21 protein-coding genes are annotated in these 21,429 nt (G+C 63.9%); 6 read left to right on the plus strand and 15 right to left on the minus strand.

The window, feature by feature from the left end; translation table 11 throughout:
* Positions 1 to 84: 84 nt before the first annotated feature.
* Together NG898_RS04140 and NG898_RS04145 are read right to left on the minus strand one after the other, a co-directional pair.
* Positions 85 to 1,344, minus strand: coding sequence for an acyl-CoA dehydrogenase family protein (locus tag NG898_RS04140; RefSeq protein ID WP_252691189.1), 1,260 nt, complete (start codon positions 1,342 to 1,344; stop codon positions 85 to 87).
* 76 nt (positions 1,345 to 1,420) lie between these two features.
* On the minus strand, positions 1,421 to 1,858 hold the full coding sequence (locus tag NG898_RS04145) for a PaaI family thioesterase (RefSeq protein WP_252691190.1): 438 nt from the start codon (positions 1,856 to 1,858) through the stop codon (positions 1,421 to 1,423).
* A gap of 93 nt (positions 1,859 to 1,951) precedes the next feature.
* Here NG898_RS04145 and NG898_RS04150 point away from each other — a divergent pair, with 93 nt between their 5' ends.
* Positions 1,952 to 2,896 carry a LysR family transcriptional regulator gene (locus NG898_RS04150; protein ID WP_252691191.1) on the plus strand — a complete coding sequence of 315 codons (945 nt, stop codon included), beginning with the start codon at positions 1,952 to 1,954 and terminating at the stop codon, positions 2,894 to 2,896.
* Positions 2,897 to 2,948: 52 nt separating this feature from the next.
* Here NG898_RS04150 and NG898_RS04155 read toward each other — a convergent pair whose 3' ends face one another.
* Positions 2,949 to 3,944: a LysR family transcriptional regulator gene (locus NG898_RS04155; RefSeq protein ID WP_252691192.1), complete on the minus strand. Its 996-nt coding sequence runs from the start codon at positions 3,942 to 3,944 to the stop codon at positions 2,949 to 2,951.
* 119 nt (positions 3,945 to 4,063) lie between these two features.
* On the opposite strand from NG898_RS04155, the gene NG898_RS04160 reads away from it, so the two are divergent.
* Together NG898_RS04160 and NG898_RS04165 are read left to right on the plus strand one after the other, a co-directional pair.
* The gene (locus tag NG898_RS04160) at positions 4,064 to 4,777 is read left to right on the plus strand and encodes an SDR family oxidoreductase (protein ID WP_252691193.1); all 714 of its coding nucleotides are present in this window, start codon (positions 4,064 to 4,066) and stop codon (positions 4,775 to 4,777) included.
* Entirely contained in the window at positions 4,774 to 5,178 is a 405-nt protein-coding gene (locus tag NG898_RS04165) for a VOC family protein (RefSeq protein ID WP_252691194.1), read from the plus strand. The genes NG898_RS04160 and NG898_RS04165 overlap by 4 nt, the downstream gene beginning before the upstream one ends.
* Before the next feature lie 10 nt (positions 5,179 to 5,188).
* Here NG898_RS04165 and NG898_RS04170 read toward each other — a convergent pair whose 3' ends face one another.
* From NG898_RS04170 to NG898_RS04185, 4 genes are read right to left on the minus strand one after another with little or no spacing between them, the layout of a single operon-like run.
* Positions 5,189 to 6,277, minus strand: coding sequence for a phosphotransferase (locus NG898_RS04170; RefSeq protein WP_252691195.1), 1,089 nt, complete (start codon positions 6,275 to 6,277; stop codon positions 5,189 to 5,191).
* A gap of 37 nt (positions 6,278 to 6,314) precedes the next feature.
* On the minus strand, positions 6,315 to 7,052 hold the full coding sequence (locus tag NG898_RS04175; protein WP_252691196.1) for a histidine phosphatase family protein: 738 nt from the start codon (positions 7,050 to 7,052) through the stop codon (positions 6,315 to 6,317).
* A gap of 12 nt (positions 7,053 to 7,064) precedes the next feature.
* Positions 7,065 to 7,844, minus strand: a complete 780-nt coding sequence (locus tag NG898_RS04180) for an oxepin-CoA hydrolase, alternative type (protein ID WP_252691197.1) — start codon at positions 7,842 to 7,844, stop codon at positions 7,065 to 7,067.
* A 26-nt stretch (positions 7,845 to 7,870) separates the two neighbouring features.
* Entirely contained in the window at positions 7,871 to 9,442 is a 1,572-nt protein-coding gene (locus NG898_RS04185) for a 3-hydroxyacyl-CoA dehydrogenase (protein WP_289812951.1), read from the minus strand.
* A gap of 46 nt (positions 9,443 to 9,488) precedes the next feature.
* On the opposite strand from NG898_RS04185, the gene NG898_RS04190 reads away from it, so the two are divergent.
* Positions 9,489 to 10,142 (plus strand): glutathione S-transferase, encoded by a 654-nt coding sequence (locus tag NG898_RS04190; protein ID WP_252691199.1) that lies wholly within the window; start codon positions 9,489 to 9,491, stop codon positions 10,140 to 10,142.
* A 20-nt stretch (positions 10,143 to 10,162) separates the two neighbouring features.
* Here NG898_RS04190 and NG898_RS04195 read toward each other — a convergent pair whose 3' ends face one another.
* Positions 10,163 to 11,335 (minus strand): pyridoxal phosphate-dependent aminotransferase, encoded by a 1,173-nt coding sequence (locus NG898_RS04195; RefSeq protein WP_252691200.1) that lies wholly within the window; start codon positions 11,333 to 11,335, stop codon positions 10,163 to 10,165.
* 12 nt (positions 11,336 to 11,347) lie between these two features.
* On the minus strand, positions 11,348 to 11,872 hold the full coding sequence (locus tag NG898_RS04200) for a putative toxin-antitoxin system toxin component, PIN family (protein WP_252691201.1): 525 nt from the start codon (positions 11,870 to 11,872) through the stop codon (positions 11,348 to 11,350).
* A gap of 37 nt (positions 11,873 to 11,909) precedes the next feature.
* On the opposite strand from NG898_RS04200, the gene yaaA reads away from it, so the two are divergent.
* On the plus strand, positions 11,910 to 12,683 hold the full coding sequence (gene yaaA / locus NG898_RS04205) for a peroxide stress protein YaaA (protein WP_252691202.1): 774 nt from the start codon (positions 11,910 to 11,912) through the stop codon (positions 12,681 to 12,683).
* A gap of 14 nt (positions 12,684 to 12,697) precedes the next feature.
* Positions 12,698 to 13,843: a M14 family metallopeptidase gene (locus NG898_RS04210; RefSeq protein ID WP_252691203.1), complete on the plus strand. Its 1,146-nt coding sequence runs from the start codon at positions 12,698 to 12,700 to the stop codon at positions 13,841 to 13,843.
* Between the two features lie 40 nt (positions 13,844 to 13,883).
* Here NG898_RS04210 and NG898_RS04215 read toward each other — a convergent pair whose 3' ends face one another.
* The 6 genes from NG898_RS04215 to NG898_RS04240 form a co-directional block, all read right to left on the minus strand.
* Positions 13,884 to 14,720 (minus strand): BspC domain-containing protein, encoded by an 837-nt coding sequence (locus NG898_RS04215; protein ID WP_252691204.1) that lies wholly within the window; start codon positions 14,718 to 14,720, stop codon positions 13,884 to 13,886.
* Positions 14,721 to 14,878: 158 nt separating this feature from the next.
* The gene (locus NG898_RS04220) at positions 14,879 to 16,477 is read right to left on the minus strand and encodes an ABC transporter substrate-binding protein (protein ID WP_252691205.1); all 1,599 of its coding nucleotides are present in this window, start codon (positions 16,475 to 16,477) and stop codon (positions 14,879 to 14,881) included.
* 175 nt (positions 16,478 to 16,652) lie between these two features.
* Complete coding sequence (locus NG898_RS04225) at positions 16,653 to 17,864, minus strand: DUF2863 family protein (RefSeq protein ID WP_252691206.1); 1,212 nt, start codon at positions 17,862 to 17,864, stop codon at positions 16,653 to 16,655.
* 97 nt (positions 17,865 to 17,961) lie between these two features.
* On the minus strand, positions 17,962 to 18,243 hold the full coding sequence (locus tag NG898_RS04230; protein ID WP_092969640.1) for a hypothetical protein: 282 nt from the start codon (positions 18,241 to 18,243) through the stop codon (positions 17,962 to 17,964).
* Positions 18,244 to 18,462: 219 nt separating this feature from the next.
* On the minus strand, positions 18,463 to 21,168 hold the full coding sequence (acnA, locus tag NG898_RS04235) for an aconitate hydratase AcnA (protein ID WP_252691207.1): 2,706 nt from the start codon (positions 21,166 to 21,168) through the stop codon (positions 18,463 to 18,465).
* Between the two features lie 77 nt (positions 21,169 to 21,245).
* Positions 21,246 to 21,413 carry a hypothetical protein gene (locus tag NG898_RS04240; protein ID WP_252691208.1) on the minus strand — a complete coding sequence of 56 codons (168 nt, stop codon included), beginning with the start codon at positions 21,411 to 21,413 and terminating at the stop codon, positions 21,246 to 21,248.
* Positions 21,414 to 21,429: the final 16 nt, after the last annotated feature.

Consider the following 21,429-nt stretch of genomic DNA (forward strand, 5'->3'; position numbering starts at 1 on the left):
AAAAACGCGCAGACGCCGCGCCGAGGCAAAAAAATCCCCGCTCAAGGCGGGGTTAAGGAGTGAACGGTACAGCCGTGCCGCAGCTCAGGAGCCGCGTGTGACCGGCATGTCGACAACGTCTTTCAGGTGCAGATGCTTGGCCAGTTCAAGCTTGGCGATGGCTGCGCGGTGAACTTCGTCCGGGCCGTCAGCCAGGCGCAGCGTGCGCTGGTGCGCGTAGGCCGAAGCCAGCGGGAAATCACCCGACACGCCGCCGCCGCCGTGTGCCTGGATCGCCCAGTCGACGATCTGGCAGGCGATGTTCGGGGCCACGACCTTGATCATCGCAATCTCGGCCTTGGCGACCTTGTTGCCGACGGTATCCATCATGTACGCGGCCTTGAGCGTCAGCAGACGGGCCTGCTCGATCATGCAGCGGGCTTCGGCAATGCGTTCGTGCCAGACGCTGTGCTGTGCGATGGCCTTGCCGAATGCGATGCGCGACGACAGGCGCTTGCACATCAGTTCGAGCGCGCGTTCGGCCACGCCGATGCTGCGCATGCAGTGGTGGATACGGCCCGGGCCCAGGCGGCCCTGCGCGATCTCGAAACCGCGGCCTTCACCCAGCAGGATGTTGCCCACCGGCACACGCACGTCTTTCAGGTCGACTTCCATGTGGCCGTGCGGCGCGTCGTCGTAACCGAACACGCTCAGCGGGCGCATGACGGTGATGCCCGGCGCGTTGGCCGGCACCACGATCATCGATTGCTGCTCGTGGCGGCCGGCATCGGGGTTGGTCTTGCCCATGACGATGTAGACGGCGCAGCGCGGGTCGCCTGCGCCCGACGACCACCACTTGCGGCCGTTGATGACGTATTCGTCGCCCTGGCGCTCGATGCGGCATTCGATGTTGGTGGCGTCCGACGAGGCCACGGCCGGCTCGGTCATCAGGAAGGCCGAGCGGATCTCGCCGCGCAGCAGCGGCTCCAGCCAGCGGTCTTTCAGTTCTTCAGACGCGTAGCGCTCCAGCGTTTCCATGTTGCCGGTGTCGGGCGCGGAGCAGTTGAACACTTCCGGTGCCCAGGGCACGCGGCCCATGATCTCGCACAGCGGTGCGTATTCGAGGTTCGACAGCCCTTCGGGCGCGCGCGGCGAACGCGGCAGGAACAGGTTCCACAGCCCGGCCTTGCGCGCCAGCGGTTTGAGTTCTTCGATGACCTTGGTGGGAATCCATGCGTTGCCGGCACGGCGGTTGGCTTCGATTTCCTCGTGGAAGCGGTGCTCGTTCGGGTAGATGTGCTGGTCGAAGAATTCGAGCAGGCGTGCCTGCATTTCCTTGACCTTGGGCGTGTAATCGAAATTCATGGTGTCTCCTCAGTACATCGAACAAGCGCCTCGAACGGGCAACCATCAACTCAGTTCAGACCGGCTCGGCCATCCGTCAAATACGTCCGCCGAGCACGGCAAATACGGCACTCGCGCGCGCAATCAACCGGTCGCCGCGATGGAAGAGCGCCTGCGCAAAGGCCAGCTTGCTGCCCGTGCGCAATCCCTCCGGGGTGATCTCGATCCAGTCGCCTTCTCCGGCAGAGGCGATGAAATCCACCGTCAGGCTGGCGGTCGACATGGCCAGCGCGCCGCCCGTGCCTTCGCCAGGCTCGGCCAGGCAATAACCGAGCGCCGCATCGGCCAGCGATGCCACCACGCCGCCATGCAGGATGCCGCGCCGGTTCAGATGATGGTGGCCGACATGAAAACCCATCACCATCGACGCGCCCATCCCCTTGGCATACACCGGCCCCAGCATCGTCAGGAAAGGGCTCGGCTTGTTCAGCAGAACAAAGCCCGGGGGAACGGCGAGATCGGGGGATGTGGTCATGGCGCGTGGCGCAACTCCCAAGTGGTGTCCGCAGAATAAGCCTTCGCCTACAATAAGAGAAATGAATTTAGTGGATTACGGTCCATCAATACCATGCATATCTCCCGGGTCGACCTGAACCTGTTTGTCGTCTTCGACGCCATCTATACGGAAGGTGGGATCACGGCGGCCGCGCGCACGCTCAACCTGACGCAACCCGCCGTGAGCCACGCGCTCGGGCGGTTGCGCGAGCTGTTTGACGACCCGCTGTTCGAGCGCCGTGGGCAAGGCATGGTGCCGACGCCGCTGGCGCGCACGCTCATCGCCGAGGTGCGCAGCGCACTGCAGGGCTTCGAGCGCACGTTGCGCGAAGGCACGCGCTTCGACCCCGCCACGAGCGAGCGCCGCTTCACGTTGTCGATGCGCGATGCGCTGGAAGCCACGTTGCTGCCGCCGCTCATGGCGGCCATCGCCAAGGAAGCGCCGCGCATTGACGTGACGACCGTGCGCGGAGACCGCCGGCAGCTCGAAACCGAATTGCTGGCCGGCACCATTGATGCGGCTGCGGACATTCTGCTGCCGGCATCTCCGGCCATTCGGCATGCGCCGCTGCTGACCGACCCGATGGTGGTGCTGGCGCGCCCGGGCCACCCCATTGCAAACGCGCCGTTGACGCTGGAGCGCTATCTGGCGTGCGAGCACGTGCATGTGTCGTCCCGGCGCCGCGGGGCGGGGCTGGAAGATGTGGAACTGCGCCGGCTCGGCCATGAGCGGCGCGTGCGACTGCGTTGCCAGCATTACCCGGCCGCCTGCCGCGTGGTGAGCTGCACGGACCTGCTCGCCACGTTGCCGATCCGCTATGCGCGCATCGCCAATGAACCGTATGGCAACGTGATGTTGCCGCTGCCGTTCAACGTGCAGCCGCTTGAGCTGTACCTGTACTGGCACACCAACAGCGACCAGGATGCCGCCAGCCGCTGGCTGCGCGATCACGTATTCGACGCGATGGCAGAGGTGGCCCTGGACGACGCCGTAGCGGCATTCGCCGACGGGCAGTGACGAACGCCAAGGCGGACGCAATCAGCGCCGCCGCTACAACCAACAAGCACGCCTACGTATTCGCGGCGACGGCCGATTTGGCTTTGGTCGATTTGGTCGACTTGACCGGTTTGGGCGATGTCGTTGCCGCCGTTGCCGACGAGAACGGGTAACGCGCGCTGAACTCCGCGAAGCGCGCGGCAAGAAAGTCTGCGCAGGCCGTCAGCCGTGCTGGTCGATGGCGGCGCGCAAGGGCGACAAGCTGCAGCGGCGTGGGTGCATGGCTCCATGCCGGCAATGCCACCTCCAGCCGGCCGGCGCTTACGTCTTGCGCGACATCCAGCCACGACTTGAAGGCCAGGCCGCGCCCGGCGATCGCCCAGTCGCGCACCACGGCGCCGTCGTCGCATTGGAAATCACCGCGCACGTCGATCGGGGCAGGGCCGCTGGCGTGCGTGAGTTGCCAGCGCGTGACGGGCTCGCCGTTGCGCAGCAGAATCAGGCAGCGGTGGTCGGCGAGGTCGCTCGGGTGTGCGGGCCGGCCATGCTGCTTGAAGTACGACGGCGCACCCACGATCACGCGTGGATGCGACGCCAACGGCCGCCGCACGAGCGCCGAATCCTGCAGATGCCCGTAGCGCAGCGCGAAGTCGAGGTCTTCGCGCATCAGATCGGCAAGGCGGTCACCGAGCACCAGCGTGATGCGCACGCCGGGGTGCTCATCGCAGAACGCGTCGAGCCATGGGCGCAGGATGTGTCGCCCCAGGTCTGATGTGGCTGCAATGCGGATGGGGCCAGACAGCTCGGTGCGATCCTGCCCCAGGCTTTCTGCACCTTCGTCCAGCGCCTCAAGCGCCTGTCTTGCATACCCCAGATAGCGCTGACCGGCTTCGGTCGGCCGCATGCTGCGCGTGGTGCGCTCGAACAGGCGTGCGCCGAGTTCGGTCTCCACGCGCTTGAGCGCTGCGCTGGCGGTGGCGGGCAGCCAGCCGAGCTGACGCGCGGCGGCGGAAAGGTTGCCGGCGTCGGCAATGCGCACCAGCAGGCGGAGGTCGTCGAGGGCGATCATTGTCAAAGCAGATTTGGAGAATCATCAAAGCATAGCCAGATTATCTTGCTTTTGTTTGATGAAAGAATGGCCCCAATCGATTGACGGTTTTTTCTTTCTCTTCTCAAAGGAGCATTGGCATGACTTCAAAAACTCTGCGGGACAAGTCGGTGGTGGTGTTGGGCGGCACGGCCGGTATTGGCCAGGCGGTGGCACGCGCGGCGGCAGCCGAGGGCGCGCGCGTGACGGTGCTGGGGCGCTCGGCCAAAGCGGCGGACGGTGTGCATGGCATTGCCGTTGATGCGAACGACACGGCATCGCTGGCGGGCGCGCTGGCGCAGGCGGCCCAGTTGTCGCCCAGCGGCAAGATCGATCACCTTGTCATCACCATCGGTTCGCGCACGAGCCCGCCGCCGTTTGCTTCGCTGCAGCGTGCCGACCTTGAGCAGGCCTTCGGCACCAAGTTGTTTGCCGCTTTGATGGCTGTGCAGGCTGCGTTGCCGTATCTGGCGGAACGCGCATCGATTACGCTCACCTCCGGCCTGCTTTCTCGCAAGGCAACGGCGACCGGCTTGCTGCGTGGCTCGATCAATGCTGCAGTGGAAGCCGCCGCCAAGAATCTGGCGAAGGAACTCGCACCGCGCCGTGTCAACGTGATCAGCCCTGGCGTGGTCGATACGGAAGTGTGGGGCGTGCCAGCCGATCGGCAGGCCATGCTCGCGCGCATCGGCAGCGGCTTGCCGGTCGGCCGTGTCGGCACGCCGGAAGACCTCGCCCAAGGCTACCTGCTGGCCATGACCAACGGTTTCATGACCGGCGCCATCATCGACATTGAAGGAGGCGGTTTGCTATGACACCTGACAGCGATTGGACCTTCGACCACGTGAACTTTCACGTGGCAGGAGATGCGCCCATCCTGAAATTCTTCGCCGATGTGCTGGGCTGGAAACCGGGGCCGCGTCCGGCGTTCCCGTTTCCCGGCACGTGGCTGTACCAGAACGACGATGCGCTGGTCCACCTCGTGACGCAGGAGGGCGACACGCCGGAACTGGTGTTCTCGCATATCGCGTTTCGCACCGGGAAGGACGCGGCCGATGTGCTGGCCGCCGTGCGCGAAAGCGGCGTGCCGCACCAGGTAAGAAAACACCCCGCGCGGCCTGCCGCACAGATCTTCGTGCAGTTGCCGGGCGGGGTGGTGCTGGAGCTGGAGGCGCCAATGTCCGGTCCGCTGGACGCAGCGCGCGAGTACGAGTAATGCCGCAGCGTCAGGCGCCTGCCTGCTGGGCGTATTTCCAGCCCAGTTCGGCCATCGGGCGGGCGCGTTTGCCTGCCTCCAGAGCCTGCGCCGAAGACGCCGTGCCATCCACCACGCGCTTCATGATCCCCTGCAGGATGCCGGCAATGCGGAACATGTTGTAGGCAAGGTAGAAGTTCCAGTCGCCCGTGATACGGCGGCCGGTGCGTTCTTCGTATTGGCGGATGTACTCGGCTTCGGTGGGAATGCCGAGTGCGGCGAAGTCCAGACCCGCCACGCCGCGGAACTGCCCCGGCTCGATGTGCCAGCTCATGCAGTGGTAGCTGAAATCGGCGAGCGGGTGGCCCAGCGTCGACAGCTCCCAGTCGAGGATGGCCAGCACGCGCGGCTCGGTCGGGTGGAAGATCAGGTTGTCGAGCCGGTAGTCGCCGTGAACGATGCTGGTGATTTCGTCGGCTTCTTGCGGTACGTGCTTCGGCAGCCATTCGATCAGGTTGTCCATAGCCGGAATCGATTCGGTTTCCGACAGCTTGTACTGCTTGCTCCAACGCTCGATCTGGCGCGCGAAATAGTTGCCGGGTTTGCCGTAATCGGCCAGGCCGATGGCGGCGTAGTCGACGGTGTGCAGTGCGGAGATGACGCGGTTCATCTCGTCATAGATGGCGGTGCGCTCGGCGGGCGCCATGCCGGGCAGGGCCTGATCCCACAGCACGCGGCCCTGCACGAATTCCATGATGTAGAAGGCGCGGCCGATCACGGCTTCGTCTTCGCAGAGTGCATACATCTTCGCGACGGGCACGTCGGTCTTGGCGAGCGCATCCATCACCCGGTACTCGCGTTCGATCGCGTGTGCGGAAGGCAGCAGCTTTGCCTTCGGCCCGGGCTTCGCGCGCATCACGTACGTGCGCGACGGCGTGATCAGCTTGAACGTCGGGTTCGACTGACCGCCCTTGAACTGCTCAACGGTGAGCGGGCCGGCAAAGCCTTCAACGTGTTCGTGCATCCACGCTTCCATCGCGCCGATGTCGAACTTCTGCTGATCCGCTACCGGGCGCGTGCCCTCGAAGGCCGAGAAATCCTGCTGGTCCGTTTGTGGCATGGGTGTGTCTCCGAATCTTGTTGGGTATCTGGAAAGTTCAGGCAGCCGGCTGGCGATGCTGGAGGTATTGCTGCAGCAGCACCTCCATCGTCGTCAGCCGCGAGCCGAGATGCGTCGGCGAGGGCGCCGAGAAATTGCTCATGCGCAGCACCCAGTCGGTCGGGGCATCGCCAACATCGAGCACGTTGATGCAGCCGGCGGTCTGCGCCAGGCTGCCGAAGAACACGCGCTCGCCGCCGGTGATGGCGTGCGAGAGGATCGCGCGGTTGGTGCCGCCATGCAGCACCAGCAGCACGGTGTCCCAGTCGGTTTGCGCGCGCAACTGGGCGATTGGCGGAATCACCCGGTCAAGAAATTCGCCGATGCTCTCACCGTTGAGGAAGCGCCGGTCTTCCGACACCGTGCCTTCAAACGCGCCGATGAACGCTTGCGCGAGTTCATGCTCGGGAATCTCCGCCAGCTTGCCGCCGCGGATTTCCTGCAGCTCGGGCCAGTGTTCAAGCGCGATGCCGCGTTCCTGCATCGCGGGCATCTCGGCCAGCACGCGCTGGGCGGTTTCGACCGTGCGCGGCAGGCCGCTGACGATCACGCGGTCGAAGACGATGTTTTCAGCGGCGAAGACCTTGCCGGCAGCGGTGGCTTGGCTGCGGCCAAGTTCGTTGAGCGGTACGGCTTCGGGCGACGGAACGGGGCGGCCGGTTTCGTCGAAGTACGTCACGGCGCCATGACGCATCAGATAGACGCGCCGGCGCTGGGGTGTCGGGAAGGGGACCATGCGAGCCGGAAATTAGCGGTATTGAGGTTTGCGCTTTTGCAGGAACGCCGAGATGCCTTCGTTGCCGTCGGCGTGGTGCAGCGCTTCGACAAAGCTGTGCTGCTCGGCCTTGAGGTGATCGTGCAGCGAGGCGTCTTCAGCGTGGGTGATCAGGCCCTTGATCCGGCCTACGGCGTGCGGTGATTGCGCTGCGAGTTTTTCCGCCAGCGCCAACGCCTGGTCCAGCGCCTCGCCGGGTTTGACCACTTCGTTGATGAGGCCGAAGTGCGCCAGCCGCTCCGCGCCAACAGGCTTGCCGAGCATGATGATTTCGCTCGCCAGCGGGCGCGGCAGGAAGCGCGCGATGTGCCACGAGCCGCCGCCGTCCGGCGTGAGCGCCACGTTTACGTACGCCATCACGAACTTTGCATCCGACGCGGCAATCGCAAAGTCGCACGCCAGCACCAGCGAGAAACCCGCGCCGGCTGCCGGGCCTTCCACTGCGGCAATCACCGGCTTGGGAAACGTGCGGATCGTCTCGATCCAGTGGTTGAGCGCGTCGATGCCTTCTTCTTGAACGCTTCGCGGCTTGCTCCGGTTTTCCAGCAGGCGGTTCAGGTTGCCGCCCGCGCAGAAGGCATTGCCGGCACCCGTGAAGATGACGGCGCGGATCTCGTTGTCGGTGACGGCGCGGTCTAGCGCTTCCATCGACGCGGTGTACATCACCGGGTCCAGCGCGTTGCGCGCATCAGGGTTGGACAGCGTAAGCACCAGCGTCGAACCGATGCGTTTGGAGAGCAATTGCGCGGTCATGGCAGCCTCGTCAGAGTAAGCGGCAATCAGGCATCAAGCGTGAGCAGCGACATGCCCAGACGGGCACGGCGCAGCAGCCACGGGCTCGGGCGATAACGCGGGTCGCCATAGAGCGTGTAGAGGTTTTGCAAGACTTCCAGGATGGCGTTCGCGCCTAGCGTATCGCCGAGTGCCAATGGCCCTTGCGGATAGCCGAGCCCCAGCGTGACGGCGAGGTCGATGTCGGTAGGCGTAGCAATGCGCTGCTGAGCGATGTCGCACGCGATGTTGACGATGCAGGCCACGATGCGCTGCGCGACAAAGCCACCCGAATCGCGGATCACCGTGACGGGTACGCCGTCGGAGGCCAGCAAGCCGTGTGCGGCATCGCGGTAGGCCGCATCTGTGGCGGGTGTGGTCATCAGCGTGCGGCGCTTGGTGGCGGCAAACGGATAGAGCGTGTCGAGCGCCACGGTGCGGCGCGCGTCAAGCCCCTCGGCGGCTACGCAGGCGGTGGCATCCAGCCCGCGCGGCGTGACGATGATCAGTGCATCGGCGGATGGTTTGGAACCGGCTTCGGGCGTGATGCCCAGATCAAGCAACAAGCGCTGCGCTGCGGCGTGGCCGGCGTCATGCGCGCGGCTGATCCACACCGAAGATGGACGCGCAGACGGTGCAGGCGTCTCAGCGGGAATCTGCTTCTGTCCTTCCGGATAGCGGTAGAAACCTTCGCCTGTCTTGCGGCCCAGAATGCCGCCGGCAAAGCGCACCGCGGTGATCTGCGATGGACGATAGCGCGGCTCGTCGTAGAACTGGCGGTAGACCGATTCCATCACCGGGTGCGAAACGTCCAGCCCCGTGAGGTCCATCAACTCGAACGGCCCCATGCGGAAGCCGGCCTGCTCGCGCATGATGGCGTCGATGTCCGCATACGCCGCCACCCTTTCCTGGGCCACGCGCAGGCCCTCGGTATTCATGCCTCGCCCGGCGTGATTGACGATGAAGCCCGGCATGTCGATGCAGCGAACGGCGGTGTGGCCCATGCGCTTGGCCAGTGCGGCCAGGGCGTCACCGGTAGCGGGCGCGCTGCGCAGGCCGTCGATGATTTCAACCACCTTCATCAGCGGCACCGGGTTGAAGAAGTGGAAACCTGCGACGCGTTCGGGGTGCTTGCATGTCGCGGCAATCGCGGTGATCGACAGCGATGATGTATTCGACGCCAGGATGGCATCTGAGCGGACGATGTCTTCGAGCTGACGGAAGAGGTCGCGTTTGACGTCAAGCTTCTCGACGATGGCCTCGACCACGAGGTCGCAGTCGGCCAGGTCAGTCAGGGCGCCTGCCGGAATCAGTCGGGCGATTGTGGCGTCTGCGTCATCCGCTGTGAGCTTGCCCTTGGCGGCCAACTTGGCCAGCGTGTCGGCCAGCGCCGTGCGTGCCGCTTCCACGGCTTGCGGATTGGCGTCGAACAGTTTGACGCGCAAACCGGCCTGGGCCGCGATCTGCGCAATACCACGCCCCATGGCGCCCGTGCCCACAATCCCGATAGTCTGCATATGAAATCCGCTGCGATCGAAAGAAGTCTGGCTAAAATAGCACGAGCGTGCGATTTCTGGCATCCGCACCGACCATAACGGACGGCCAAATTACCAAGGAGACGGCTTCATGCTGACGCTATACGGTTTTTCTGCGAGCAACTACTACAACAAGGTCAAGCTCGCGCTGATGGAGAAGGAGATTGCGTTTGAGGAATCGCTGCGCTGGCCGGACCAGACCGACGGCGAGGTTTCGCCGCTGCACAAGGTGCCGTATCTGGTGGGCGAGGATGGTGGGATGTGCGAATCGCAGGTCATCATCGATTATCTGGAAGCGCGCTACCCGCAACATCCGCTGATTCCAGCCGATCCGTTCAAAGCGGCCAAGGTGCGGGAGATCGTGACGTTTCTGGAGCTGCACCTGGAACTGGTCGCGCGCCAGCTGTTTCCCGAAGCGTTCTTCGGCGGCAAGATCAGCGACAACCTGAAGGTGAAGGTGCGCGAACAACTGCAGAAGAACATCCCGGCGGCGGCCAAGCTGTTCAAGTTCGCGCCCTACGTGGCGGGTGACACGTTCACCATTGCGGACTGCGCGGCCATCGTGCATTTCCCGCTAGTCAGCCAGGCCACCAAGATCATCTACGGTGAAGACCTGCTGGCGCAGGTCGAGGGCGTCAAGCCCTACCTGGCCCAGATGGCCGAGAACCCCAACGTGCAGAAAGTGCGGGCAGACAGCAAGGCCAATCTGGAGCAGATGCTGGCGCACTACGCCAGCAAGCGCTGATCGGCTCCTGCCTTACTTTCTTACACCTTCGACAAACGCTCCAGGGCAACTTGGAGCGTTTCGTCTTTCTTGGCGAAGCAAAAGCGCACCACGCCCGATTCGTGCGGCTGCGAGTAGAAGGCCGACACGGGAATCGCCGCCACGCCAATCTCGCTGGTGAGCCACTTGGCGAACTCGGCTTCGGGCAGATCGGAGATGGCGCTGTAGTCGACGCACTGGAAGTACGTGCCCTGGCAGGGCAGCAGCTTGAAGCGGGTCTTCTCGAGCCCCGCGCGGAACAGGTCGCGCTTGTGCTGGTAGAACGCCGGCAGCTCCAGGTACGGGCGCGGATCCGCCATGTAGTTCGCCAGGCCGTGCTGCATTGGCGTGTTGACGGTGAACACGTTGAACTGGTGCACCTTGCGGAACTCCGCCATGAGTGCGGCGGGCGCGGCCACATAGCCGACTTTCCAGCCCGTTACGTGATACGTCTTGCCGAAGCTCGACACCACGAAGGCGCGCCGCGCCAGCTCCGGAATGCGCGCGACGGACGCATGCTGCACGCCGTCGTACACCATGTGCTCGTACACCTCGTCTGAGAGCAGCAGCACGTTGGTGGGTGCCAGGATCTCGGCCAGCTTCTGCATGTCGTCCGCATGCCAGACCGTGCCAGTCGGGTTATGCGGTGTGTTGAGCATGATCAGGCGCGTGCGCGGCGTGATGGCTGCGGCGAGCGTGTCGAACGGGATGCGAAAATCCGGCGCGTTCAGCGTGATCGGCACGACCTTGCCGCCCGCCAGTTCAATCGACGGGATGTAGCTGTCGTACGTTGGCTCGAAGACGATGACTTCATCGCCCGGATGCACGCAGCACAGCACCGTCGTCAGCAGCGCCTGCGTGGCGCCGGCGGTGACGGTGATCTCGCGATCGGCGTCGTAAGCGTGGCCGTACAGATTGGCGACCTTCGCGGCGATGGCTTGGCGCAGTGCGGGTACGCCCGTCATCGGCGGGTATTGGTTGAAGCCCGCGCGCATGGCGTCGGATACCGCATCGACGATGCGCGGGTCGCAATCGAAATCCGGGAAGCCCTGGCCCAGGTTGACGGCCTGCTTTTCCACGGCCAGCGCCGACATCACGGTGAAGATGGTGGTGCCGACATTCGGCAGCCGCGACGGCGGCGGGGCGATGGGCGCGAGCGATTCAACAGTGGTCATGGCAATACGGCTTCAGGCTTGATTTTGGGCTTCAGCGAGGGGAGCGCTTTCCAACTGGACGGCTGCGACGAACTGCTTGGGCGGCAGCACCGCCACGTCGCAATACTTGGCCATGCGGCGCTTGAGCTTGAGCACGGCGCGGTCCTTGGAAACGAGATAGGCAACGTCGGCGGCATCGGCCAGCGCGAGGAACTTCTGGTCGTCGCGATCCTTGCAGCGCGGAACGAACGCTTCGCCTTGCACGCGGGCCGCATCTTCAGGATCGGCGACGGAGCGGGTCACGCGATCGACCCACGCCAGAGCGGCTTGCGCGTCGACGGCGTAATGCGCGAATTGCGGGTAATCCAGCACGCGGCGAAGCTCTTCGCGACATGCCGGGCTGATGATGGCGTCCAGCCGGCCAGCTTCCAGCGCAGCGCGGATGGGGCGCGCAACCGCATCGTCGAAGATCAGGATGTCGACCCAGATGTTGGAGTCCAGCACCACGCGCGGGGCCGGAGCCTGGGTGGAGTGGGTGAGGGCGGCAGCGTCTGCCATTCGATACAATTCCAGACTTGTGAACCGCGATTCTGACATGATCATCGTCCTCTCGCCGGCCAAGTCGCTCGACTACGACACCCCGCCGCGCACCAAGACCCACACGCTGCCCGATTTCATCGCGCGCTCAGCAGAACTCATTGAAGTGCTTCGCAAGCTGTCGCCGGCCCAGATCGGCACGCTCATGCACATCTCCGACCCGCTGGCTGCGCTTAATGCCACGCGCTATGCTGATTGGTCGCCCGAATTCAGTGTCGAGAACAGCAAGCAGGCCGCGCTGGCCTTCGACGGTGATGTCTACGGCGGGCTCGACGCCAATTCGCTGGCGGCCGACGATCTGCAGTTCGCGCAGAAGCATCTGCGGATTTTGTCGGGGCTGTACGGCGTGCTGCGCCCGCTCGACTGGATGCAGCCGTATCGCCTCGAAATGGGCACGCGTCTGGCCAATCCGCGTGGCAAAGACCTCTACGCTTTCTGGGGCGACGACGTAACGCTCGCGCTCAACAAGCTCTTCAAGCAGGAAGACGACCCCGTGCTCGTCAATCTTGCCTCGGAAGAGTATTTCAAGGTGGTGCGGCCCAAAGTGCTCAAGGCGCGCATCGTCACACCGGTTTTTGAAGACTGGAAGAACGGGCAGTACAAGATCATCTCGTTCTACGCGAAGCGTGCGCGTGGTCTGATGGCGCGTTATGCGATCGAGCACCGCATCACCGATCCGCGCAAGCTCAAGGCGTTCGATGTCGACGGCTATGCCTTTGCTGCTGCCGATTCCGACGACGAGCGCTGGGTCTTCCGCCGCAAGCTCACCTGATGACAGGATCCGACATGACAGCCACTCAACCGCACATCTCCAGCGCATTCGACAGCGGCGCCATCGAAATTGTCGATGCCGCACGGGCCGATGCCATTCGCCTGCGTATTCGCCGCGATTCGCATGCAGACTTCACGCAGTGGTTCCACTTCCGGCTGCAAGGCGTGCAGGGCCAAGCCTGCCGGCTCGCGCTGGAAAACGCCGGTGAATGCACCTACGCCGCCGGCTGGAAAGACTACCGCGCCGTCGCCTCGTACGACCGCGAGCACTGGTTTCGCGTGCCGACACGCTATGACGGCAAGACGATGACCATCGAGGTGACGCCGGAGCATGACAGCATCTGGTTTGCATACTTCGAGCCGTACTCGGATGAGCGCCACCTCTCGCTCGTGGCCGCTGCGCAAACGCAGCCGGGCGTGCGCACGCAACGCTTGGGGCAAACGGTCCGGGGCCGCGACATGACGAGCATCACCGTCGGCGAACCGGGCCGCGGCAAGAAGAACGTGTGGATCATCGCGCGGCAGCACCCGGGCGAGACGATGGCTGAGTGGTTCGTTGAAGGCCTGCTCGCACGTCTGACGCGCCAAGGTGTCTGGAGCGGCGATCCCATCGGCCGTGTGCTTGCAGAGCGCGCCGTCTTCCATATCGTGCCGAACATGAACCCGGACGGCTCGTCGCTGGGCAACCTGCGCACCAATGCGGCCGGCGCCAACCTGAACCGCGAGTGGATGGAGCCTGACGCCCAGCGGAGTCCCGAAGTTCTGGCGGTGCGTCAGGCCATCGAGCAGACCGGCGTCGACCTGTTCTTCGACATCCACGGCGACGAGGCGCTGCCCTATGTGTTCGTGGCGGGCAGTGAAATGCTGCCGGGTTTTACCGATGCGCAGCGTGCTGATCAGGACCGCTTTGTCGCGGCCTTCCTGCGTGCATCACCGGATTTTCAGACGCGGTACGGCTACGAGGCTAGCAAGTACAACGAAGACGCGCTGAAGCTCGCTTCCAAGTACATCGGCCATACCTACGGGTGTTTGTCGCTGACGCTGGAAATGCCGTTCAAGGACAACGCCAACCTGCCCGACGCACGCGTGGGCTGGGATGGCGCCCGCAGCGCCGCGTTGGGCGCGGCCATGCTGCAGGCGATCCTGGAGTATCTCGGCTGAAGATAAGCGCCGCGCCGCCTATGTGGGCGGCGCGTTGCGCTTAGTTGGAGGACGACTTCTTCGTCGTCTTCTTGGCTGTCGACTTGGCGGTGGATTTGCTTGCCGTGGTCGACTTTGTCTTGGCCGTGCCGCTGCTCTTGGCAGACTTGGCCGTCGCTTTTGTCGAGGCCTTGCCCTTGGCAGTGCTCTTGCCGTGTGCAGCCGCACTGGTCGTACAGCGATGGCCGCGGCGGCAGTGCGTGCGTGCTGTCGACGACGAGGGCGCAGCGGCCGGTGCAGCGAACGGCTGGCCATTGGCGTCGAGCAACTCATACGCCAGCATCATCCCTTCGTCATACCCGCAGCGCACGCGCACGGGCTCCCATTGGTCATTGCCCGTGCCGCGCTTGTGCACGGCGGCATTGAAGCTGACCACGCTCGACACCTTGATCGCGCCTTGCTTGCTGGACGAGAAGCGGGAGTCCCACGGCTCAACCTTGGCTTGGTCGCTGGAAAGCGCGCCCGTCGGCAGGCGGAACTGGTCGAAATTGGTCGAGCGCGGGATGATCCAGCTCGCATGCGCGGCGCAGTCCGCCACGTCGGGGCGGGCACCTTCCGATTGAATCAGGCGGTCACGGGTTTGTGCGCGGTATTCGGACAAGCTCATCTTGTCCTTGGAGGGCAGATTGACCGTCGTTGTGCCGCTGCTGTCGGTCGAGTCGAAGACGATGGGCGGCGCGGTCGGGACGGGCTGAGTGGCCGGCTTGGCTGACGCGGCCGGGGTACTCGGCGTGGCTTTGGTGGCCTGGGCCGACGCATCGGTCGGTTCAGTCTGCAGGTTGGAGCAGGCGGCCAGCAAAGCGACGACGCCGAGACAGAGTAGTTTGGGTCGCAACATCACGAGTGTTACAGGGTGTCGGCGTGGAAATCGCCATGATAGAGGAAAGCCAAGGATGAAAGTTCCTGCTAGTTACCCCAATGCGTCCCCAACGCGGCACTTCCGGCGGATTTGCTGTAACAGCGCGTTACGGCAAGGTGTTGGTTACCAAGTGATCATCATTGCTTGGTGAACAACCACGCGAGCGACCATTCGTCGGTGCGCGCCTCGTAGCGGATGCCCTTGCGCATGGCCCACGTGGCCAGTTGGTGATGCGACGGGATGATCGCGTAATCGGTCTGTGCAAAGCGCGCTGCAGTCTTGGCGGCCTGCTCGTGTGCTTGTTCGCTCGAGACCGTCGATAGCGACGTCTGCACCAGTTTGTCCAGCTCCGGGTTGCTGTAGCGGCCCCAGTTCCACGAGCCGTACCCGGTTTGCGCGTTGGGCGTGCCGAGAATGCTGCGCAGCGCCACATCGGCGGCCACCGAGCCCCAGCCGAGCATCATGAACGAGAACTCGCCCTGACGCGCGCGTGAGAAATACGCCGCCACCGGCAGCGTTTCCACCTTCGTCTGAATGCCGATGCGCGTGAGCAGCTGTGCGGTGGTTTGCGCGACCTGCGCATCATTCAGATAGCGGTTGTTGGTGGCGTGCAGCGTGAGTCCGAAGCCGTCCGGATAGCCCGCCTCGGCAAGCAGTTTCTTCGCGCGGGCCGGGTCATATGCAATCGGCTTGCCGCCCGGATGCCCGAAGATCTGCGGCGACACGATGCTCGATGCCACCACGCCCTGGCCCTCAAGCACGCGGCTGACGATGGCGTCACGGTTGATGGCCAGCGCGATGGCCTCACGCACGCGATGGTCCTTGAGCGGGTTCTTGGCCAGCGGCTTGCCAGACTTGTCGGTCACGAACGGCGACACATCGCGGCTCTGGTCCATCTGCCAGAAAATCGTGCGCCACGACACCTGCTGTTCGAGGTGGAACTTCGGGTCCTGCTTGATGCGCGGCACGTCCGCGGCTGGCACGGCCTCGACGACATCCACATCGCCCGAGAGCAGAGCGGCTGTGCGCGCCGCATTGTCGGTGATGATCTTGAACGTCACCTTGTCCCACTGCGGCACGCGGCCCCAATAGTGCGGGTTCTTCTTCAACACGATTTCCTGCCCGCGCGTGAAATGGTCGAACAGGAACGGCCCCGTGCCGATCATTGCGCGGCCCGCGTCAAAGTCCGCCTGCGCCGCGTTGGCCACTTTCTTCGGGATGATGGGAAGGCTGTTCAGATCGTTCGGGATGCTCGCGTAATTGGGCGTCGACAACTTCAGTCGCACCGTGAGCGGATCGACGATCTGTACGTCAGTAATCGACTTGGTGTAGCTCGTGAAGGGGCCAGGGCTGTTGGTCAGGCGTGCCGGACGCTCGATCGATGCCTTCACGTCTTCGCCGGTGAATGGCGTGCCATCACTCCATTTCACGTTGGGGCGGAGCTTGATCTCCCACGTGTTGGCGTCGACAGGTTTCCACGAGGTTGCCAAGCCGGGTGTGTAGCGGCCGTTCTTGTCGAGAAAGACCAGCGATTCGAAGATGTGCAACGCCATGGCGTTGTTGGGGCCGGCGTTGTTCCATTGCGGGTCCATCGACGTGACATCAGCAGACAGGCCGATACGCAGGTCGTCGGCTTGCGCGGCGAACGGCACTACGGCAGCCGCAGCCAACGCGCATGCGGCGAGGTTGCGGATCAAGGCGCGGATGGGAACACACAAGAGGGGACGGGTTGTCATCGGGGGGCTCCTGGGGTTCGGGCGGTGATGCCATGTGGCGGAAGACCGTCATTGTGCCGCAGCCCGGTCGGGCACGTGCGACGCAAACCAACAATCCATATGAACGCTTGTTGTAGGCGATTGTGGAGCAATAAAAAAGCCACCCGAAGGTGGCTTTGATGCTGCGCAGCGTGCATTAGTGGAACAGCGGCTGCTGTGTCGGCGCGTCTTCCGGCATTTCTGCGTGGACGATTTCTGCCGCGCGGTCTGCATAGAGCGGGGCGCCGCAGTCTTCGCAGTACTCCGGTTCGAAGAGCTGGCCGTGGCGGAAGATGTCTTCGATGCCGCAGGCGCGCAACTCGTCGCAGATCTGCTCCAGCGGGCTGCCCGGTTCGCCTTCTGCAGCGACATCCGTGGCGCCGCCGTCGCGGCCGTAGACAGGCCAGACGATGCCGTAAATGAGGTCTTTTTCGCCGCGCACCGTGAAGGCCACGCGGTATTCCTCGATCTGCTCTTCGCCGAATGCGCCGATGATGGCGCCGAAGCGGTTGGCCGGCATATCGAGCGCGCCCTGCAGGTAGTTGACGGCAGCGCGGACGGTCAGCGGGCGGATCTGCTTGTCGGACTCGCGGCAGGACAGGAAGAAGGCGTCCGGCAGCAGCAGATCGAACTCGCAGCCGGGCATCAGCGTTGAGATGGTCGGCGTGACTTGCTCGCGCCATTGCTCCAGGCAGGCGGAGCGCTCTGCGTGGTGCTCCTTGGCGTCTTCCTGCCAGCGGAACAGCGCTTGGCCGTGCTGCGCGACGACGATCGCCACCAGGTAGCGAGGGTCGGCCAGGATGGGCGCCGTCTCAGGCATGTCGCGCAGTTCGACCTTGGCGGGCTGGCCCGACAGCGCATACGCGGCCAGCTTGTGCGTGAGCGCAAAGGTGTCGGAATGCGTGCGCGGCAGCTGGTCGATGCTGTACAGATACGGCGCGAGCGCCACGCGAGCGTTTGAGGCCATCACGTGGGCCTGCAGGTGCACCTGTAGTGTCTGCGCCATCTCGGGCTTGATGGTGCCCGACGGGATCATGTAGCGCGTGTGTGCCAGGATGGGCGCTGCGATCAGCAACGCGTCATATTCGACGCCACCTGAGCTGAGGATGGCCGATTCGGCCAGTGTCTCGGCCTGTTCGGCCAGCACGTCGGAAGCTTCCTCGTTGTGTTTGAAAAGATGGTCTAGCGCGGCGTCGAGTGCGGTCTGGCTGCCGTTCTTGAGCAGCCGGGAAAGACGTTCGGACAGCCTTTGTTCCCAATAGACGTCTTCGATGCGACTGCCCGACGCGTCGAGCGCCAGCGCATCGGCCACCAGCCGTTCTGCATCGGGGGAAAGACGTTGGGGAGCCTTGGAGCGGAATCCTGCCATGCTGTGCCGTACCGTTCGTTGGAAGAATGAAGGGGCGTTATTTTACCCTTGTACGCTGCTGCGCGACGCCCATAGCGAAACCAATAGGGCGAAAACGTTAAGGCTTGGCTACGGGTATCGATGCTCCCGAGGCCACGCTGCTTGCCGCCGCAGGTACGGAAGCCGCTGTGGGTTCTGATGCGGCCGGCGTGCTCGCTGGTGCCACCTGAGCCTCGGCAACGGGCGCGGAGGCAGCCAGCGGTGGAGGCGGGGGCACGGGCGCAGCCGCCACAGCGGGCGCGGCCGAGGCCGGCGTCTGGGCGTCGGTCTGGGGTGCCTTGACCAGGATGTAGAACACGGCAGCCGCCACGACGATGAAGGCTAGTACCACTTGGGCCATGGGTGCGGGACTCCAGCAATGAAACGGTCAGGCGAGGGCGGATGGCAATTTCGCCGCCGGGGGGCGGCGAGCACATCACGCGGCCGATTCGGCACACTGTATCAAAGCCTGCGCGCGGATTGGAGCATCGTCACCTTGTTTGATTCGGCAGGCAATAAAAAAACCGGCTCCGAAGAGCCGGTTTCCGTCCTGCAACAATGCAGCGTAATGGCGTGAAGCTTAAGCCGCCAGCAGCTGACGCAGCACGAACGGCAGGATGCCGCCGTGCTTGTAGTAGTCCACTTCGATCGGGGTGTCGATGCGCAGCAGCACTTGCGCACGCGTGGTCTCGCCGTTGGCGCGATGGATGACCAGTGTGACGTCCTGTTGCGGCTTGATTTCGCCGTCCAGGCCTTCGATGTCGAAGGTCTCGTCGCCCACGATGCCCAGCGATTGTGCCGAGTCGCTGCCCTTGAACTGCAGCGGCAACACGCCCATGCCGACCAGGTTCGAGCGGTGGATACGCTCGAAGCTGCGTGCGATCACGGCCTTCACGCCCAGGAGCTGCGTGCCCTTGGCGGCCCAGTCGCGCGAGCTGCCCGTGCCGTACTCTTCGCCACCGAACACGACCGTCGGCGTGCCTTCGGCGATGTACTTCATGGCAGCGTCGTAGATCGACATTTGTTCGCCGCTCGGCTGGAACAGCGTTTCGCCGCCTTCCACGCGCGAACCGTCAGCCTTGGCCGGGATCATCAGGTTCTTGATGCGCACGTTGGCGAACGTGCCGCGCATCATCACCTCATGGTTGCCGCGGCGCGAGCCATAGCTGTTGAAATCGGCCTTGAGCACGCCGTTGGCCAGCAGGTACTTGCCGGCCGGCGACGTTTCCTTGATCGAACCGGCCGGGGAGATGTGGTCGGTCGTCACGGAGTCGCCGAACACACCCAGAGCGCGCGCGCCCGAGACCGATGCCGAGGCAGCAGCCGGCGTCATGCCAAAGCCTTCGAAGAACGGCGGCTCGGCGATGTACGTCGACTTCGGCCAGTCGTAGACTTGGCCCTTCGTGCCCTTGACGTTGGCCCACAGCTTGGACGGCTTCTTGACCTGTTCGTAGTTCGTGCGGAACGTGTCGGCGTTCATCGCGAACTTCATCAGCTTGGCGATCTCGTCCGAGGTCGGCCAAATGTCGCCCAGATACACGTCCTTGCCGTTCTTGCCTTTGCTGACCGGCTCGGTCATCAGGTCGCGCGTCACGTTGCCCGCGATGGCGTAAGCAACGACCAGCGGCGGCGAGGCCAGGAAGTTGGCACGAATGTTCGGGTGGATACGCGCTTCAAAGTTGCGGTTGCCTGACAGCACGGCGGCAGCAACGATGTCGTTCTTCACGATGGCTTCGTTCAGTTCCGGCGTCAGGTCGCCAGCGTTGCCGATACAGGTCGTGCAGCCGTATGCGGTCACGCCAAAGCCTAGCTTCTCAAGGTACGGCAGCAGCCCCGCGGCTTCCAGATACTTCGTCACCACGCGGCTTCCCGGGGCGAGCGACGTCTTGATGTGCGGAGCCACTTCCAAGCCGGCTTCGACGGCCTTCTTGGCCAGCAGGCCCGCCGCCAGCAGCACGCTCGGGTTGGACGTGTTCGTGCACGAGGTGATGGCCGCGATCAGCACGTCGCCGCTCTTCACGTCGACGCCGTTGGTGGTCGTGAAGGTCTTGTCGAGGTCTTCCGACTTCTTGTTAAAACCGTTTTCTGCGACCGGCTTCGAGAACAGCGACGAGAAGGTCGACTTCACGTTACCGATTTCGATGCGGTCCTGCGGGCGCTTCGGACCAGCCAGCGACGGGGCCACCGTGCCCAGGTCCAGCGTCAGCGTCTTGGTGTAGTCGATTTCGCCGGCCTTCGGCACGCCGAATAGCTTCTGCGCCTTGAAGTAGCCTTCAAACGCAGCGATTTCTTCCTGCGTGCGGCCCGTGCCCTTGAAGTAGTCGATGGTCTTTTCGTCAACCGGGAAGAAGCCCATCGTTGCGCCGTATTCCGGAGCCATGTTGCCGATGGTCGCGCGGTCCGGCAGCGACAGGCTGGCCGTGCCTTCGCCGAAGAACTCGACGAACTTGCCGACGACCTTTTCCTTGCGCAGCATTTCCGTGATCGTGAGCACCAGGTCGGTCGCGGTGCAGCCTTCACGCAGGCGGCCCTTCAGCTCAACGCCGACGACGTCCGGCGTCAGGAAGTACACCGGCTGGCCCAGCATGCCGGCTTCCGCCTCGATGCCGCCCACGCCCCAGCCCACCACGCCAATACCGTTGATCATGGTGGTGTGGCTGTCGGTGCCGACCAGCGTATCCGGGTAGAACACGCCGTCTTTCTTATGAACGCCGCGCGCCAGGTATTCCAGGTTCACCTGGTGGACGATGCCGAAGCCGGGCTGCACCACGCCAAACGTGTCGAATGCCTGCATGCCCCACTTCATGAACTGGTAGCGCTCGTTGTTACGCGAGAATTCCAGTTGCATGTTCAGGTCCAGCGCCTTCTTCTCGCGGAAGTGATCGACCTGCACCGAGTGATCCACCACCAGGTCAACCGGCACCAGCGGCTCGATCTTCTTGGGGTTCTTGCCCATGCGCTCGGCCACGTTGCGCATGGCGGCCAGATCGGCCAGCAGCGGCACGCCGGTAAAGTCCTGCAGCACCACACGAGCAACCACGAACGGGATTTCGTCGACGCGCTCGGCGTTCGGCTTCCAGTTGGCCAGTTGCGCAACGTGTTCTTCGGTCACCTTCTTGCCGTCGCAGTTGCGCAGCACGGATTCCAGCACGATGCGGATCGACACTGGCAGGCGCTCGATCGCCACGCCCAGTTCCTTGCCCAGTTGCGGCAGGGAGTGGAACTTGCCGGTCTGGCCGCCGTTGATCTTAAATTCCTTGAGTGTTTTTTTCAGATTGTGGGGCATGGCGTGACTCCAAGGCTTGAGGATTGCGCGGGGTGCCGGGGCGCCCCTTGCGGATACATCAAATCGACAAAATCAAATCAGGTACAAACCGACAAACGCGTTGACCGGCCTGGCTTCTGACCGGTCTGGTACTTCGCCACGACCCCGCTGAACGTCTTGCCGCCGTTGATGCGGACGGTGATGCCATGGGCGATCGGACGCTTCTTGGCGTCGTGGTCATTCGTGGTGAAACGCTGGTCTTCCACGCGGCAATGTTTGTGC

The sequence above is a fragment of the Ralstonia mojiangensis genome, assembly GCF_023955645.1.
GTDB lineage: Bacteria > Pseudomonadota > Gammaproteobacteria > Burkholderiales > Burkholderiaceae > Ralstonia > Ralstonia mojiangensis.